At 57.5% G+C, this 17215-nt stretch carries 13 protein-coding genes and 1 tRNA gene; 2 read left to right on the top strand and 12 right to left on the bottom strand.

Annotated features, from left to right (window positions below; genetic code table 11):
- Positions 1–60: 60 nt before the first annotated feature.
- From AC1MEA_RS03105 to AC1MEA_RS03095, 3 genes are all read right to left on the bottom strand, one after another.
- Positions 61–1239: an acetyl-CoA C-acetyltransferase gene (locus tag AC1MEA_RS03105; protein ID WP_219063467.1), complete on the bottom strand. Its 1179-nt coding sequence runs from the start codon at positions 1237–1239 to the stop codon at positions 61–63.
- Between the two features lie 110 nt (positions 1240–1349).
- On the bottom strand, positions 1350–3122 hold the full coding sequence (locus AC1MEA_RS03100) for an acyl-CoA dehydrogenase C-terminal domain-containing protein (RefSeq protein ID WP_219063468.1): 1773 nt from the start codon (positions 3120–3122) through the stop codon (positions 1350–1352).
- A 140-nt stretch (positions 3123–3262) separates the two neighbouring features.
- Complete coding sequence (locus AC1MEA_RS03095; protein ID WP_449635347.1) at positions 3263–4885, bottom strand: acyl-CoA synthetase; 1623 nt, start codon at positions 4883–4885, stop codon at positions 3263–3265.
- Between the two features lie 313 nt (positions 4886–5198).
- Between AC1MEA_RS03095 and AC1MEA_RS03090 the strand changes: the two genes are divergently transcribed.
- A complete protein-coding gene (locus AC1MEA_RS03090; RefSeq protein ID WP_480916661.1) occupies positions 5199–7256 on the top strand; it encodes a methyl-accepting chemotaxis protein in 2058 nt (685 codons plus the stop codon).
- A gap of 51 nt (positions 7257–7307) precedes the next feature.
- Here the strand turns inward: AC1MEA_RS03090 and AC1MEA_RS03085 are convergent, their stop codons facing one another.
- Entirely contained in the window at positions 7308–8417 is a 1110-nt protein-coding gene (locus AC1MEA_RS03085; protein ID WP_480916660.1) for a J domain-containing protein, read from the bottom strand.
- Positions 8418–8707: 290 nt separating this feature from the next.
- Between AC1MEA_RS03085 and AC1MEA_RS03080 the strand changes: the two genes are divergently transcribed.
- Complete coding sequence (locus AC1MEA_RS03080; protein ID WP_449635344.1) at positions 8708–8926, top strand: HP1242/YdcH family protein; 219 nt, start codon at positions 8708–8710, stop codon at positions 8924–8926.
- 54 nt (positions 8927–8980) lie between these two features.
- On the opposite strand, the gene AC1MEA_RS03075 is transcribed toward AC1MEA_RS03080, so the two are convergent.
- From AC1MEA_RS03075 to lolB, 8 genes are all read right to left on the bottom strand, one after another.
- Positions 8981–11914, bottom strand: coding sequence for a bifunctional diguanylate cyclase/phosphodiesterase (locus tag AC1MEA_RS03075; RefSeq protein ID WP_480916659.1), 2934 nt, complete (start codon positions 11912–11914; stop codon positions 8981–8983).
- A 122-nt stretch (positions 11915–12036) separates the two neighbouring features.
- Positions 12037–13137, bottom strand: a complete 1101-nt coding sequence (gene ychF / locus AC1MEA_RS03070) for a redox-regulated ATPase YchF (protein ID WP_219063475.1) — start codon at positions 13135–13137, stop codon at positions 12037–12039.
- 21 nt (positions 13138–13158) lie between these two features.
- Positions 13159–13743, bottom strand: a complete 585-nt coding sequence (gene pth / locus AC1MEA_RS03065) for an aminoacyl-tRNA hydrolase (protein WP_219063476.1) — start codon at positions 13741–13743, stop codon at positions 13159–13161.
- A 165-nt stretch (positions 13744–13908) separates the two neighbouring features.
- On the bottom strand, positions 13909–14505 hold the full coding sequence (locus tag AC1MEA_RS03060) for a 50S ribosomal protein L25/general stress protein Ctc (RefSeq protein ID WP_219063477.1): 597 nt from the start codon (positions 14503–14505) through the stop codon (positions 13909–13911).
- A 137-nt stretch (positions 14506–14642) separates the two neighbouring features.
- Positions 14643–15584: a ribose-phosphate pyrophosphokinase gene (locus AC1MEA_RS03055; RefSeq protein ID WP_219063551.1), complete on the bottom strand. Its 942-nt coding sequence runs from the start codon at positions 15582–15584 to the stop codon at positions 14643–14645.
- A 46-nt stretch (positions 15585–15630) separates the two neighbouring features.
- Positions 15631–15705 (bottom strand) — tRNA-Gln (locus tag AC1MEA_RS03050).
- 35 nt (positions 15706–15740) lie between these two features.
- Positions 15741–16592 (bottom strand): 4-(cytidine 5'-diphospho)-2-C-methyl-D-erythritol kinase, encoded by an 852-nt coding sequence (ispE, locus tag AC1MEA_RS03045; protein WP_480916657.1) that lies wholly within the window; start codon positions 16590–16592, stop codon positions 15741–15743.
- A gap of 2 nt (positions 16593–16594) precedes the next feature.
- Complete coding sequence (gene lolB / locus AC1MEA_RS03040) at positions 16595–17212, bottom strand: lipoprotein insertase outer membrane protein LolB (RefSeq protein WP_480916656.1); 618 nt, start codon at positions 17210–17212, stop codon at positions 16595–16597.
- Positions 17213–17215 lie beyond the last annotated feature (3 nt).

Here is a 17215-nt window from a genome sequence, read left to right as displayed (position 1 = left end):
TGCGTGTGATCAAGCGGTTAGGCTGCAGGGCCTGTAAAACGGGTGTTTCTGGGGGCTGACTTAGCGTTCAATGAGCAACGCGATGCCTTGGCCTCCGCCGATGCAGAGGGTGGCGAGGCCTTTTTTGGCGTCGCGTTTGACCATTTCGTGCAGCAGGGTGACGAGTATCCGACAGCCTGATCCGCCAATAGGGTGGCCCAAGGCGATGGCGCCGCCGTTGACGTTGACCTTGTCGCGGTCCCAGTGAAGTTCGCGTCCCACGGCCAGGGCTTGGGCCGCAAAGGCTTCGTTGGCTTCGATGAGGTCGACATCCGCCAGCGTCCAGCCAGCTTTCTTTAAGGCTTTGCCGGTAGCGAATACGGGGCCGATGCCCATGATCGCCGGATCGACGCCTGCGCTGGCGGCGGTGACGATCCGCGCGAGCACCGGCAAGCCCAGTTCGGCGGCTTTATCTGCGCTCATCAGCATGACGGCTGCGGCGCCATCGTTGAGTGACGACGAGTTACCCGCCGTGACGGTGCCGCCGGGCTTGAAGGCCGGCCGCAGTTTGGTCAGGGTTTGCGCGGAGGTGTTGGGACGGGGTTGCTCATCCTGTTCGAAGCGCACGCTTTCAGCGTTGCGCTGGGGGATCTCGATGGCGGTGATTTCATCCTGGAAGCGCCCGGCGTTGATGGCAGCGCAGGCCCGCTGTTGCGAGGTCGCGGCGAAGGCGTCTTGTTCTTCGCGGCTGATGCCGTATTGCTCGGCCAGGTTCTCGGCGGTGATCCCCATGTGGTAATCGTTGAAAGCATCCCACAGGCCGTCCTGGATGATGCTGTCGACCAGTGTCGCGTGGTTCATGCGCAGCCCTGTGCGGGCGTCTGGCAGCACGTAGCCGGCCATGCTCATGTTTTCCTGGCCGCCGGCAATGATGATCTCTGCATCGCCACAGGCAATGGCCTGATAGGCCAACTGAACTGCCTTGAGGCCGGAGCCGCAGACTTTGTTCAGGGTCATTGCCGGGACGGTATGTGGCAGTCCGGCTTTTAGCGTGGCCTGGCGTGCCGGATTTTGCCCGGCGCCGGCGGTCAGTACTTGCCCGAGAATCACTTCATCCACGTCTTGCCCTGGTAGGCCGGTGTCGGCCAGCAGGCGGCGGATCACCGCAGCCCCGAGTTCCGGTGCGGGGATGCGGCTCAACGAGCCCTGGAATGTGCCGACCGCAGTGCGGGTGGCGGCGACAATTACAACTTCACGCATTCAATACTCCATAGGGCGAATGTCACCCCAGCCCTCGCCAAGTGGGCGAGGGCAGATCGATAAAAAGACGCGGACACCTAACCAGGCTGGCGCCGCGTTACGCTAAATCGTCAGAACTGTTCGGCATCCAGACCGTATAGCGAAGCGCTGCCCGCCCGAATGGATTGTTCAAGGCTCAAGGTGCGGGGCAGCAGGCGGCTGAAGTAGAACTGGGCGGTGGCGACTTTCGCGCCATAGAAGGCTTCGTCTTCGCCGCGCTTGCTCTCGGCGACCTGAGCCATGCGCGCCCAGAGGTAGGCATACGCGACGTAGCCGAACAGGTGCAGATACTCGACCGACGCTGCGCCGACTTCGTTGGGGTTGGTCTTTGCCTGTTCCTGCAGCCAGTCGCTGAGGTTTTCCAGGCGCTCTACGGCGTCGAGCAATGGCACGGAGTACTTGGCATCGGGCTGGTCGGCGAACACACGAATTTCGTGAGTGAACTGACGCAGGGCGACGCCGCCGTTGGCGACTACTTTGCGCCCGAGCAGGTCCAGTGCTTGAATGCCATTGGTGCCTTCGTAGATCTGTGCGATACGCACATCACGCACCAGTTGTTCCTGACCCCACTCGCGGATATAGCCGTGGCCGCCGAACACTTGCTGACCCAGTACGCAACTGTCCAGGCCGCTGTCGGTGAAGAATGCTTTGGCGACGGGGGTGAGCAGGGCGACCAGGTTTTGCGCGTCGCTCCGCTCCTGGGCGTCATCGGAAAACTTGGCCAGGTCCAGTTGTTGCCCGACGTAGCTGGCGAAGGCTCGGCCACCTTCGGTCATGGCTTTCATGCTGAGCAGCATGCGGCGCACGTCGGGGTGGACGATGATCGGGTCGGCTATTTTATCTTTTGCCACTGCCCCGCTCGGTGCACGGCTCTGAATGCGTTCGCGGGCATAAGCGACGGCGCTCTGGTAAGACGCCTCGGCACAACCGATGCCCTGGATGCCGATGGACAGGCGTTCGTAGTTCATCATAGTGAACATTGCGGCGAGCCCTTTGTTGGCCTCGCCGACCAGCCAGCCGCTGGCGCCGTCGAAGTTCATCACGCAGGTGGCCGAGGCCTTGATGCCCATCTTGTGTTCGATCGAACCGCAACTGACCGCGTTGGGCTGGCCGAGCGAACCGTCGGCGTTGATCAGCACCTTGGGCACTACAAACAGCGAGATGCCTCTTGGCCCTGCTGGTGCGTCCGGTAACTTGGCCAGAACCAGGTGGATGATGTTTTCGGTGAGGTCTTGATCGCCACCGGTGATGAAAATTTTGCTGCCGGTGATGTTGAAACTGCCGTCGGCCTGAGGTTCGGCACGGGTGCGGATGATGCCCAGGTCGGTGCCCGCATGGGCCTCGGTCAGGCACATCGAACCGGCCCAGCGACCTTCATACATCGGAGGCAGGTACAGGTTTTTCAGCGCTTCGCTGGCGTGGGCATCAATGGCCAGGCAAGCGCCCGAGCTCAGGGCCGAGTACAACGCGAAGCTGGAGTTGGCCCCGTAGAGCATTTCTTCGAACTGGACGGCGAGCATCTTCGGCATGCCCATGCCGCCGAAGTCCGAGTTACCGGAAAGGCCGACCCAACCACCTTCGATGTAGGTGGCGTAGGCTTCTTTGAAGCCGGTTGGCGTGCTGACCTGACCGTCGAGCCACTGTGCGCCTTCCTCGTCGCCGCTGCGGTTGAGCGGGGCGATCAGTTGTCCGGTGACCTTTGCAGCTTCTTCGAGAATGGCATCCGCAGTGGCCGCGTCGACGATCTCGGCCAAGGCCGGCAGGCGTGCCCACAGGGCTGGAGCGTCGAACACTTCTTGCAGAACAAAGCGCATGTCGCGCAATGGGGCGTTGAATTCAGGCATAACGTGAACCTCGTTGGAACAGCGTATGGATTGCACGGCACTGTTTGGACGACCGTGCCACTTTGGCGCGCAAAGCCCGGGAGCGACAAGTTTGACCTGTCGCTGGGTAGGGGCCTTATCGAGGGTTAAAGGGCCGAGGGTTAAAGATTCTTGGCCATGTCCCGCAGGACAAACTTCTGGATCTTCCCGGTGGAGGTTTTCGGCAGTTGGGTGAAAACCACGGTGCGCGGCACCTTGAACCCTGCCAGATGCTCGCGGCAAAAGCTGATGATGTCGGCTTCGCGAACGTTCTGGTGGTCAGCCTTGAGGGTGATGAACGCGCAGGGCGTTTCTCCCCACTTCTCATCGGGGCGTGCAACCACGGCCGCTTCCAGCACGGCCGGGTGGCGGTAGAGCACGCCTTCAAGCTCAATGGTGGAGATGTTCTCGCCACCCGAGATGATGATGTCCTTGAGTCGGTCCTTGATCTCGACATAACCGTCGGGATGACAGACCGCAAGGTCGCCGGTGTGAAACCAGCCGCCTTCGAACGCTTCTGCGGTGGCGGTCGGGTTCTTCAGATAGCCCTTCATCACCGTGTTGCCGCGCATGAAAATCTCGCCGATGGTCTGGCCGTCGCGTGGCGTGGGTTCCAGGGTTTTCGGGTCGGCGACCATCACGCCTTCCAGCGTCGGGTAGCGCACGCCCTGACGGGATTTGACCTGGGCGCGCTCATCGAGCGGCAGTTCATCCCACTCGGCATGCCAGGCACAAATCGTGACCGGGCCGTAGGTCTCGGTCAGGCCGTAGACGTGCGTGACCTTGATGCCCATCTCTTCCACGGCGCCGATCACTTTGGCTGGCGGCGCAGCGCCTGCGACCATGGCATTGACCGGATGATCGATGGCAGCCTTCGCCGACTCAGGCATGTTGACCAAGGCGTTGAGCACGATCGGTGCGCCACAGAAGTGGGTGACCTGATGTTCGCGAATCAGGGTCAGAATCTTTTGCGGGTCGACGCGGCGCAAGAACACATGCACCCCGGCCATCGCGGTGATGGTCCACGGGTAGCACCAGCCGTTGCAGTGAAACATCGGCAAGGTCCACAGATAAACCGGATGGTTACCCATGTTCCAGGTCATCTGGTTGCCCAGCGCGTTCAGATAAGCGCCGCGATGGTGGTAGACCACGCCTTTCGGGTTACCGGTGGTGCCGGAGGTGTAGTTCAGCGAAATCGCCTGCCACTCGTCGTCCGGCCATTGCCAGGCGAACGCTGGATCGCCTTCGGCCAGCAGTGCTTCGTAATCGAGGTCGCTGACGGCCTGGCCTTCGCCATACTCCGGGTCATCGACGTCAATCACCAGCGGCGGGTGGTCCAGCATGCTGACCGCTGCGTGGATCACGTCATGGAACTCACGGTCAGTGATCAGCACCTTGGCCTCGCCGTGCTGGAGCATGAAAGCAATCGCTTCGGCATCCAGGCGCACATTGAGCGGGTTGAGCACTGCGCCGATCATCGGCACGGCAAAGTGGGCCTCGAGCATGGCAGGGATGTTAGGCAACATCAGTGCGACGGTGTCGTTCTTGCCAATACCGCGACCAGCCAGCGCCGAAGCCAAACGGCGACAGCGCGCATAGGTTTGCGCCCAGGTGCGGCGGATAGAACCGTGGATCACGGCAGGGTAGTCAGGGTAAACGCTGGCAGTGCGCTCAATAAAGCTGAGCGGCGACAAGGCAATATGATTGACAGCCTTAGGGGCTAGCCCTTGTTCAAAAATCGACATGTAGAGGTACTCGGTGGCTGATTGTTAGCTCTTTAGGTGTGACCTTGCAGCATAGACTGCTGGGATCAACTTATGTCCGGCGTGTTTTATATAACAACTCTAGATGAATATGGAAGTAATACCTTAACAGTATAGTAAATATACTATACGTAATTTGCGGGCCTGAAAATTGATCCCAAGCGCGCGCCGAGGCGGGCGTCTACGGTCCAGATATTGCTTCGATATCGACTCTGAAAATGGCGATCTGCCAGTTTTGCATAAGCACCCTCCATGACCACAAGTGATGACAGGGTGCCCAGATGAGAGGTTGGACATGCAGGCACTTTTGTCACCGGGGATTCGCCTGCTTGGGCGTTTTGGATTTGCTCGCAAGTTTCAGCTGCTTTTTTTACTGTTCATGCTGCCGTTGGTCGGCAGTCTGTGGATGATTGGTTCGGATTATCGCGACAAACTTGCTGTAATTTCGGGGGAAAGGGGGGGAGTTAGCCAGTTATTGGCGCTGGAAACGCTGGACGACCTGCTGACCGCTCAGCGTGACCGTGCAGCCCGCTGGAAGGCCGCCGACATTCTTCATGATCCGACCCCTGCGGCACGCGAAGCCATGGGCGCGCTCGACGCAGCCAACCCCGGAATCGGACAGGCGCTAACGTTGATAGGTGCGCAATTGCACCGTGACGGAGCGACGTCAGATACGCTAGACCGTTACCAGAAGCTACAAAGTGCGGCCACTGGACTGGATTCTGCGGCCCTGCGCACGGTTGGCTGGTGGCCGGACGGTTATGAGCGCTTTACGAGTGCCTTGAATGCGCTGCAAACCTTGCGCGAACAAATCGCTCAGGGCAGCGGGTTGATCCTCGACCCTTGGCTGGAAACCTATTTGTTGATGCAGATGTCCACGCAGCAGGCGCCCGAGCTGATCGAGCGTGTCGGACGTCTGGCCAGCGTGGGCCAAACGTCGGTAGCGTCTGGTCAGTTCAGCCTGCAAAGTCGTTTGCAGATGCGTGATCTGCGCAGCCGGCTTGGCGATGCCCGCGAGCAATTGAATAAAACCGGGGTCTCCCTGGAAGCCAGGCTCTCGCCCGATCTGCAGCCGTGGGCCGATCAATACCGCAAGAGCCAACAGCGTCTGGACAGCGAGTTCAAGGTGCTTGATGACGGTCTGTTCGGTGGCAGCATCAACCTTGATACCGGCAGTTTCGAACGTAGCGTCGATGCCTTGCTGGGTGATTTGATAGCGCTGCGCCACCAATCCCTGGTCTCGCTGGACACGCGTCTGGCCTATTACCATGACCAGTCGGTTCGCCAATTTATCCCCGTGGCGACGATTCTGGGTTGCTTGCTGTTGGCGGCGCTTTACCTGTTTGTCTGTCTGCAGACGTCGATCCGACGCAGTGCCAGCGGCATTACAATGCTGGCGCAGTCGTTACGCGACGGTAATCTGTGTGTACAAGTGCCGGTTGAAGGGCGCGATGAGCTGGCAGCAATCAGCACCGCACTCAACGCCGCCGTGGTGCAGTTACGCACAAGCCTGTTGGGCGTCGATCACGAAACGCTGCAGTTGAGTGGCGCGGTTCTGACCCTCAACACCCAGTCCAACCGCACCCTCGATGAGGTCGAGGAACAGCAGCAACAGATCAGTCAGATCGCCACGGCGGCAACGCAACTGGCCGCCACCTCTCAAGGCGTTGCGAAAAGTTGCGAGCAGGCGTCGACAAGCGCCCAGCACACTCGGCTTGTGGCCGAAGAAAGTAGCCGTGACAGTCAACGAACCACGGCCAGTATTCAGCAACTCAACCTGCGCTTGAGCGACACCGCCGCAGCGCTGGGCAGGGTCAGCGAGCAGGGTCAGCAGATCCAGTCGGTGGTGGACGCGATACGCGGCATTGCCGAGCAGACTAATTTGCTCGCGCTCAACGCCGCCATCGAGGCCGCGCGGGCGGGTGAGCAGGGCCGAGGGTTTGCCGTGGTTGCCGATGAAGTGCGTAGCCTGTCGCAACGCACGCAGGCGTCTACTGCGCAGATCGCGGGAACCGTGGACAGCCTGCGCAACACGGTGAGTCAGGCAGTGGACTTGATGGCTGCTGCGTGTGGGCAGGCCGAGACCGATGCGGCTTCGGTGACCGGGTTGGGCCTGCGACTGGGAGAAATCGCCAGTGCCGTGCAGGGTGTGACCGATACCTTGGCGCAGATCGCCACCGCCGTAGAAGAGCAGGCTGCCACGGCGGATGAAGTGAGTGGGAATATCCAGCAGGTCGATCAGGCGGCAGGGCGCTTGCTGGACGGTGCGCGCGCAGTGAATCAAGCGGCCGATACGCTCAGCAAGGGCAGTCGAGCGCTGAGCGATAACACCGCACGTTTTCAATTGAGCTAAAGGTTTGAAGCATGCCCCGGTCGGCTCATCAGCGGCCCGGGGTCAATGTCATCAGCGAATGAAGTCATCCGGCATCCCGCCAGATAAATAGGCTTCCATATCGAGCACATGGCGTTGCTCTTTCAGCCAGCTATTCAGGGCTCTCGGGTCTTCCAGCGCTTCACGCTGCTCCTTTAATGTCTGAATTTCAGTGCGCAATTCCCGAAGTTTTTTCGGGAATTTGCGTGTTACGTTGGCGGGCGTGATGTTATCGCCCGGTGGCAGATTGAACTGCCTCTTGAACGCCAGCGTCAGCTCGGACACTTCGTGCTGCAATTCATCGAGTTGATTGATCAGGACTCGGTTGTAGTGCTTGAGTTGGCCTTCAGCAATCGAGTTGATATGGCTATGGTCGATCTGTTCGATCTCGAGTTGCAATTGCAGCAGAGCAAGCAGGTTGTTGTCGGTATAGGCCTGGTTGACCCGCTGCATCATCACGGTCTTGCGCTCTCGTTCGACAGCGTCGGTTTCGCGATCAGGGTGCAGCGCACTCACCAGTTTGCGGTAAATCTCGCGCACTGATCGGCTGGCGTTGGCGTGCTCTTCTTCCTCACGGATCTGTTGTGCGGATTTCTTGCGTGGCTTGGCGTTGCGCGTTCGCTGTTCCGCTTCCTCGGCCTGCTTTTCAAAAATATATTGAGTGATGTCCTCCAGCGAATCCAGATCGACGTCATCGTCCATCTTGAACCCGAACGTCTCTTCGAACGACGTCTTGAAATGCTCGGCCTCCTCAAGCCTGTCGGCGTCGAAGTGACTGCCCGCGTGCTTGTTGTAAATCGCCTTCAATGTTTCGTCATGTTCTCCGCCCATCAGGGAAGTGACCAGGCCGCAGATGATCTCTTGCAGGGTCTGCCGATCGTTTTTGCTGAGTTTTACTCGATCACTGGCATCGTCGAGGAAGTGCAGCATCTCGCTATCAAGCTGGTCAAACTCATCGAGCAACGGCTTGAAATCGGCGTTCCAGCGCTGCTGACAGCGAGAGGTCGTGTTTTGCCAGGCTTCCAGTAATTGACGTTGCGTTTCGATTTTCTTGAGCAAGGCGTTGAATTTCTTTTGCCCGGCCGACAGGTGCGGCTTGCCTGCCTGTAAGGCGATGCTGAGTTTCGGCGCCTGCTGTGTCATGGGAGTCCCGCTGAGTTTGAAAATAGGGGCATTTTAAGGGGTGGACGACAGTTTTTGTAATCGCCTGCGGAATGCGCGGAAGATCACCCGAAGGTACAGCCGCAGTTGAGGCTCCACGCCGTGTCAGTATTGCGATGGGGCTGTCAGGCGACGATGCGCCGGTCCATGAGCACGTGTCACTTCAACCGGAGGAATTTTCTGAGTATCTGCCGTTGGCATGATCCTGATCATGGAACCCAAGCGGATGGCTTTGGATAATTGTCAGGACACTACTTCAATTAGGAGCTTTTATGTTTCCAGAATACCGTGACCTGATTACTCGTCTTAAAGCTGAAGATAAGCACTTTTCCCGTCTTTTCGATGAACATAATGAGCTGGATCAGCGCATCAAGAACATCGAGGCACGCATCGAATCGGGCACCGAGCTTGAAACCGAAAATCTGAAAAAAGAAAAGCTGACCCTGAAAGACCAGCTTTACGTGATCCTCAAGAAAGCTGAGACCGTATAGTTCTCAAGTCAGCGATGTTTGTAGATTCAAGGTTACCTGGCATGTCCGGATTTCTCAGGTCAGCGCGGCCAGTCCCTTTTCGAGGAGACTGGCGAGTTGATCGGCTGGAACCGGACGGCTAAACAAATACCCTTGAGCCTCATCGCATCCTGACTCGTCGAGGAACGCCAGTTGGGCATCGATTTCCACACCCTCAGCGATCACCGTGAGTTGCAGGGTGTGCCCAAGCTGGATGATGGCTTTGACGATTGAGGCGCCATCGGGATCGGTCAGCATATCCTGCACAAACGATTGATCGATCTTGAGTTTGTCGACCGCCAACTGCTTGAGATACGAAAGGCTGGAATAGCCGGTTCCGAAATCGTCGATGGACAGCTTCACACCCATGGCTTTCAAGCCGCGCAGGGTTTCTATCGTGGCATCCACGTCCTGCAGCAGAATGGATTCGGTCAGTTCCAGTTCCAGCCGGTCCGGTCGCAACCCAGACCTGGCAAGCGCCGCAGACACCACTTCCAGAACGTTCCCGCGTTTGAACTGCAAGCCCGAGAGATTGACGGCTATTACCGGTGCTGGCGAATATTGGCTCTGCCAGATCCTGGCTTGACGACAGGCTTCGTTGAGCACCCATTCGCCTATCTGGACGATATGGCCGCTGCGCTCGGCCAGAGGAATGAACTTACCCGGAGGTACCAGCCCGTCGACCGGGTGCTGCCAGCGGATCAGAGCTTCCGCGCCGGTGATCCGACCACTGCGAATGTCTATCTGAGGCTGATAATGGAGCACGAATTCGTGATTTCGCAGGGCATTGCTTAATCCCCCCGTGAGTCGAACTTGCTCAATCAGACCGATATTCATTTCACGCGTGAAGAAGCGATAGGTATTGCGCCCCGCCTCCTGGGCACTATTGACTGCCGTGTGGGCGTTATTGAACAGGGTGTCGAAGTCCTCTCCGTCATTCGGGAACAAGCCAATGCCGATGGAGAAAGAAATACTCAGTTTATGGCTGTCGATTTCCAGGGGTTCAACAAAGACCTCCTGGATGGCGTTCGCGAAGCCAATAATTTCCGCAACGTCGTAATTTCCCGTGAGCAAGACAACAAACTCGTCACCGTTAATTCGACTGATCGTTGCGGTCATCGGGATGCACTGCCACAGCCGTTCAACGACCATGACCAGTATCTGGTCGCCGACAGCGTATCCCAGGCTGTTATTGATCCGCTGAAAATGATCCAGATTGAGGTAAAGCACGGTGAGCGTGGTGTTTTCGCTCCTGCTGGCGAGTACCGCGTGCTCAAAGCGGTCGCGCAGCAGCAGACGATTGGGCAGGTGGGTCAGTGGGTCGTAGTGGGCCAGGAACGCCAGCGTTTCCTTGGCGGCGGCATGCTCTGCACGGGTACGCAACGCCATGATGCCGTAAGCCAGTTCGTTGGCCAGCTCCTGCAGAAGCTTCAGCTCTTCCGGGTCGAAGGCGTGCGCTTCGCTTGCGTAAATAGCTAATGCGCCCAGCACTTTGGCGTCGCAAATGAGCGGCAGGGCCACACTGGACTGGTAACCATGCTGGTTTGCCGCCTCGCGCCACGGCGCCATTCTTGGGCTGTTCAGGATATCCTGGCTGATATTCGGCTGGCCGGTTCGGATGGCCATACCGGTCGGGCCCTGACCGTTCTCGGTATCCGCCCAGGAGATATTGATCCCATCGAGATACCCGTTGTCATAACCGGCTTGCGCTATAGGGCGCACCATTTTGGCTTCATCCTGCTCCGCATAGCCAACCCAGGCCATCAGGTAATTGTCCCTGTCCACACACAAACGGCAGATTTCAGCCAGCAGGGTGTACTCATCTTCAGCGTGCACCAGTGCTGTATTGCAGCGACTGAGCAGCCGTAAGTCGCGATTGAGCTTCCTGAGTACCGTTTCGCTTTGCTGCAAGGCGGCGGTCATGTCTTTGGCAATGACCAGCGCCCTTACTCGACCGGTCACCAGCAGCCAGCCGATCAGGGCCAGCAGGACGCTGGCAACGGTACCGGAAACTGCAATGATGTCGGCTTTTTCGCTTTTCAGTCGGGCGTCGAAGGGTGCCAGTGAGCTGACCACTACCGTCCACTGATGGCCAAAAAGAGGGACAAACCGGGTGGTGTGAAACTCTGGAGTCGTGCTCTCGCTATGGCTTTTCGAGCTGAATATCAATGCGCTCTGTTCAACCGAATCACCATCGTAGAGGTCTAGACTCAGTGTGGCGCTGGCTTCGCCAAAGCGTTGTCCCGGAATCCCGTCCATCAGGTCATTCATGCGGAAGGGGGCATAGACCCAACCGATCAGATTTGCCCGGCGTTCGTCGATTGTCTGATGGGGAACCTGCAGACGATAGACCGGGTGGTACATCAGGAATCCTGCCTGAACGTCATGATCGGTTTCCTGCAGCAACCGAACCTTGCCCGAGATAGTGGTAATTTCCTCATCCCTCGACTGATTCAGCGCCACACGACGAACCGGCTCGGAATACATGTCGTAGCCAATCGCGCGCTGATTGCGCGAGTTGAAAGGCTCCAGGTAGATGACGGGGGTGTAGATGTCTCGGTTACCGCTGGGGTTGATGGTGTAATCAACCAGGCCCTCTGCACGTACATCGGCGATGTGCCTGGACTTGTCCTCGGGCAACACCCGCGGAGCAAATCCTAATCCCTGAATGCCCGGGTACTTGCCTTCGAGTTTAAGGGCTTCAACGTATCTACCGAACTCGCTGCGCGTGACAACGAGCGACGTTGCGAACAGGCCAGACAGGCCTTCCATTAGTTGCTCGTAACGTTGCAAGCGCCTGTTGGTGTTCTCGATGATTTCGTTGGTACGGTAGTCGAACTCATCGTGGAGCGCCTGTCGGGCAGACTCGCGGGGAATGTCCTGAAGTGCATAGGTCAGCGCCAGCCCCAGGCAGAGGAAGACCCAGGGGATGAATCGAAGGCGATTGGAAAGGACTTCATAGTTAGGCATTGGCTAAATCCCCTAGACGTCCTATGGGGACTCTAGATGCAAAAAACCCCCTTTTCAGGGGGCTTCAGGTTTTCATTGGGTTTCAGATATTTCCTGCAGCCCAATGAAATAGCGGTAGCGACTTATACGTTGAAGCGGAAGTGCATCACGTCGCCGTCTTTGACGATGTAATCCTTGCCTTCCAGGCGCCATTTGCCCGCTTCTTTAGCACCGGCTTCGCCTTTGTACTGGATGAAGTCTGCGTAGGCGATGACTTCGGCGCGGATGAAGCCTTTTTCGAAGTCGGTGTGGATCACGGCTGCGGCTTGTGGTGCGGTGGCACCCACGCGGACGGTCCAGGCGCGAACTTCTTTTACGCCAGCGGTGAAGTAGGTTTGCAGGTTAAGCATTTCGTAGCCCGCGCGGATCACGCGGTTCAGGCCAGGCTCTTCAAGGCCCAGGGCCTCAAGAAACATGTCCTTCTCTTCGCCGTCATCGAGCTCGGCGATTTCTGCTTCGATCTTGTTGCAGACGGGCACTACGATAGCGCCTTCTTCTTCGGCGATGGCGCGGACCACGTCCAGAAGCGGGTTGTTCTCGAAGCCGTCTTCAGCAACGTTGGCGATGTACATGACCGGCTTGATGGTCAGCAGGTGGAAGCCGCGAGCCAGTTGCTTGTCATCGGCGCTCATGTTCTTCACCAGGCTGCGCGCGGGCTTGCCTTCGGAGAAGTGGGCGATGAGTTGTTCCAGAATGGCTTTTTGTGCAACAGCTTCCTTGTCACCGCCTTTGGCATTGCGCGCGACTTTTTGCAGCTGTTTTTCACAGCTGTCGAGGTCGGCGAAGATCAATTCCAGGTCAATGATTTCGATGTCGCGTTTCGGGTCGACACTGTTGGAGACGTGAATCACGTTCTCGTCTTCGAAGCAGCGGACCACGTGGGCGATGGCATCGGTTTCGCGGATGTTGGCCAGGAATTTATTGCCCAGACCTTCACCTTTCGAGGCGCCAGCAACCAGGCCGGCGATGTCGACGAATTCCATGGTAGTCGGCAGTACGCGTTCCGGGAGAACGATGGCCGCCAAAGCGTCCAGGCGTGCATCCGGCATCGGCACGATACCGGTGTTCGGCTCGATGGTGCAGAAGGGGAAGTTCTCAGCCGCGATGCCGGATTTGGTCAGGGCGTTGAACAGGGTGGACTTGCCGACGTTGGGTAGGCCGACGATGCCGCAATTGAATCCCATGATATTTCCCCTTGGAGTTAGTCAGGCCTTCTGGCTGTGCAGGTTTTTCATCGCACGGTTCCATTCACCGGCGAAGATATCCGGCAGCACGCCGAGGGCAAAATCGATACTGGCATCCAGTTTTTCCTGTTCGGCGCGTGGCGCTCGACCCAGAACAAAATTGGAGACCTTGCTGGCATCACCCGGGTGGCCAATGCCAAGCCGCAGGCGGTGAAACGTATTCTGATTGCCGAGCTGCGCGATGATGTCGCGCAGTCCGTTATGACCGCCATGGCCGCCGCCTTGCTTTAGCTTGGCAACGCCGGGAGGCAGGTCAAGTTCGTCGTGTGCCACCAGTATGGCGTCTACCGGAATGCGATAGAAGCCAGCGAGCGCCGCTACGGCTTGGCCGCTGCGGTTCATGAACGTGGTGGGAATCAGCAGACGAACATCCTGACCCTGGTGACTGAATCGCCCGGTCAGGCCAAAAAATTTTCGCTCGACGGCAAGATTGACGCCTTGCGCCGCAGCAATACGCTCAACAAAAAGAGCCCCTGCGTTATGCCGGGTCTGTTCGTATTCGGCGCCTGGATTTCCCAGGCCAACGATCAGTTGTATGGCAGTCACGACAGGGGCTCTTCCTTGGAGTTGTGGATAACATCGCTATGCGTAGCGGCAGAAGTGGGCGAAATGTGCTCATTTACCATGATGTAAACTCCGCGATCTCGCCCGCTTTGCCTGACTATCGCTCGCGACGCTTTCTGAGCAACTCCGACGTTACCAAGCAATTAATTACTCGGCAGCGGTTTCTGCTTCAGGTGCTACACGTGGTGCGTGAACGTTGGCAACAGCCAGGTCGTTACCGTGTACCAGTGCAACGAACTCAACGCCTTTAGGTGCTTTGAGGTCGGACAGGTGAATGATGTCACCCACTTCAGCAGCATTCAGATCGACTTCGATGAACTCAGGCAGATCTTTCGGCAGGCAAGTCACTTCGACTTGGGAAATAACGTGCGAAATTTCGCCGCCTTTCTTGATCGGTGCTTCTTCGTTGATGAAGTGCACAGGTACGTGAGCGATCAGTTTCTGACCAGCGATAACGCGTACGAAGTCAGCATGCATCACGTGGCCTTTGGCCGGGTGACGTTGCAGTGCTTTGATCACGACGTTCTGCTTGGTGCCACCAATGTTCAGTTCGATAACGTGGCTGAAAGCAGCTTCGTTTTCCAACAGTTTGGCAACTTCTTTAGCCAGCATGCTGATCGATTCAGGGGCTTTTTCGCCACCGTAAACGACAGCTGGAACCAGGCTTGCGAGACGACGCAGGCGGCGGCTCGCACCTTTCCCCAGGTCAGAACGCACTTCAGCATTCAAAGTAAAATTATTCATGTTGTTTCTCCAAAATAACCACATTCGCCCAGCGGTTGCGACCAGCGCTCAGACGATATGGGCAAAAAAGCCCCGCCCCAACAATAGGTTGGGGCGGGGCGCTTTTCGACAGCGTAATGCAACCGTGGGCAGAGCCCTTAGCGGAACATCGCGCTGATCGATTCTTCGTTGCTGATGCGGCGGACCGCCTCAGCGACTACCGGTGCAATATCCAGTTGGCGGATACGTGAACAGGATTGTGCGGCAGCGGACAACGGGATGGTGTTGGTCACCACCAGTTCGTCCAGCATGGAATTTTCAATGTTTTCGATCGCCCGACCCGACAGCACAGGGTGTGTGCAGTAGGCAAAGACCTTGGCAGCGCCATGCTCTTTCAGGGCCTTCGCCGCGTGGCACAAAGTGCCTGCGGTATCGACCATGTCATCGACCAGAATACAGGTACGCCCTTCGACATCACCGATGATATGCATCACTTCAGAGTGATTGGCTTTCTCACGGCGTTTGTCGATGATCCCGAGATCGACGCCCAAGGATTTGGCAACAGCCCGTGCACGCACGACGCCACCGATATCCGGGGAAACAATCATCAGGTTTTCGAAGCGTTGATCTTCGATGTCATCCACCAAAACGGGGGAGCCGTAGATGTTATCTACCGGAATATCGAAGAATCCCTGAATTTGGTCCGCATGCAAATCAACCGTAAGAACACGATCGATCCCCACCACGGTCAGCATGTCAGCGACAACTTTCGCGCTGATAGCTACACGTGCGGAACGCGGACGGCGATCCTGGCGGGCATAACCAAAGTATGGAATCACCGCAGTGATCCGGGACGCTGAGGAGCGGCGGAAGGCGTCTGCCATCACAACCAGTTCCATCAGGTTATCGTTGGTTGGGGCACAGGTTGGCTGGATGATGAAGACGTCTTTACCGCGGACGTTTTCATTAATCTCGGCACTGATTTCGCCATCGGAAAATTTGCCGACGGAGATATCACCTAGAGGGATATGCAGCTGGCGTACGACACGCCGAGCTAGATCGGGGTTAGCGTTCCCCGTAAAGACCATCATCTTGGACACGCGCACTACCTGCCGGCTGAGGGTATACCTGGATGAGTATAGAAAATGGCAGGGGCGGCTGGATTCGAACCAACGCATGGCAGGATCAAAACCTGCTGCCTTACCGCTTGGCGACGCCCCTGTAATGTTTCACCTTGAGTGCCCAGCACTCAATTCTTAGAACAGATTTTGTAACTTGCGATGCAACATCGAAACGTTGCTTCCCTTTGCTACAAACCCTGTAAGGGTCTCTGTAAGAAGGGCCGAGACTTTATCAGCTTCGGCTTGGTTTGGGAAGGCCCCAAACACACAACTTCCAGTTCCGGTTAATTTTGCTTCGGCAAATTTGCCTAACAATTTCAAAGCGTTACGAACAGCTGGGTAACGCCTCTCTACAACCGGTTGGCAGTCATTTCGACTGTTTCCCTCGAGAACGGGGCGCACTTTAATGGGAGGAGTGTCTCGTGTCAACAGTGGATCTGAAAAAATTTCTGCTGTACTTACAGATACTTGCGGTACAAGCACCAGATACCAAGGTTCTTCGGGGTTTACAGGGGTCAGTATTTCGCCGACACCTTCAGCAAATGCAGCATGCCCACGCACGAAAACCGGGACGTCCGCGCCTAATGTCAGGCCCAATGCGGCCAGGCGATCTTCATCCCAGCCAAGTTTCCACAGGTGATTCAGGCCGAGCAATGTTGTGGCTGCATCGGAGCTTCCGCCGCCGATTCCTCCGCCCATGGGCAGACGTTTTTCCAGCCAGATGTCTATTCCAAGGGTGCAGCCGGACTGTTTTTGCAATGCGCGAGCGGCTTTTACGATCAGGTTACTGTCGTGGGGCACGCCGGGGATTTCAGTTTGAAGGCGGATTTCTCCGTCATCGCGTACGGCGAAACTGAGTTCGTCACCGTAGTCGAGAAATTGAAACAGCGTCTGCAACTCGTGATAGCCGTCTTCACGACGGCCAAGAATATGCAGCATCAGATTGAGTTTGGCGGGTGCAGGCAACGTCAGGCGAGGGGGATTCATGATTACTGCCCCAGTTTGCGTGGTTGCCAGTCCTTGATCACCAGCGTGACGTCGAGGTCCTGGCCATGCAGCTTGATGCGCTCAGGCAGCCAATAGCCGTTCTGTTGCGTGTAGCTCAGGTATTCGACTTGCCAATCGTCCTGCTCGAGGCTGGCAAGGCGACTGTCGCCATCCAGGTTCAAGCGACTCTTAGTGCCGGGAGCGGGTAGACCGCGTACCCACCAGACAAGATGCGACACCGGCAACTTCCAGCCCAGCTGTTGCTGGAGCAGGTCTTCGGGGTTGGCAGCTTCGTAGCGGCCCTGATTGGCCACTTCCAGGGCCACGCTACCCGGTCGCCCGGTCAAACGGGCTGCGCCGCGTCCCAGAGGGCCTGAGAGGCGGATATCGTAGTAGTCCTGACGTTGCAGCCAGAACAAAGTGCCGCTGCCCGAATCCTTCGGGGCGCGAATACCGACCTTGCCGCTGATTTGCCACCCGTCGAGGCTGCTCAGTTGTGCTTTGTGTTCGCGCCATTGCGCGGGGTTGCCTTGGCCCTGCAGGGCTTCGCGGGAGGTAAAACCGGCGCAACCGGCGAGCAGGGCGATCAGGCTGAAAACGATAACGTGGCGCAAAAACATAAA

The sequence above is a fragment of the Pseudomonas sp. ASL8 genome (genome assembly GCF_056680355.1).
The sequence above is the reverse complement of the archived record's forward strand: the minus strand, read 5'-3'. Positions and strand labels throughout refer to the sequence as shown.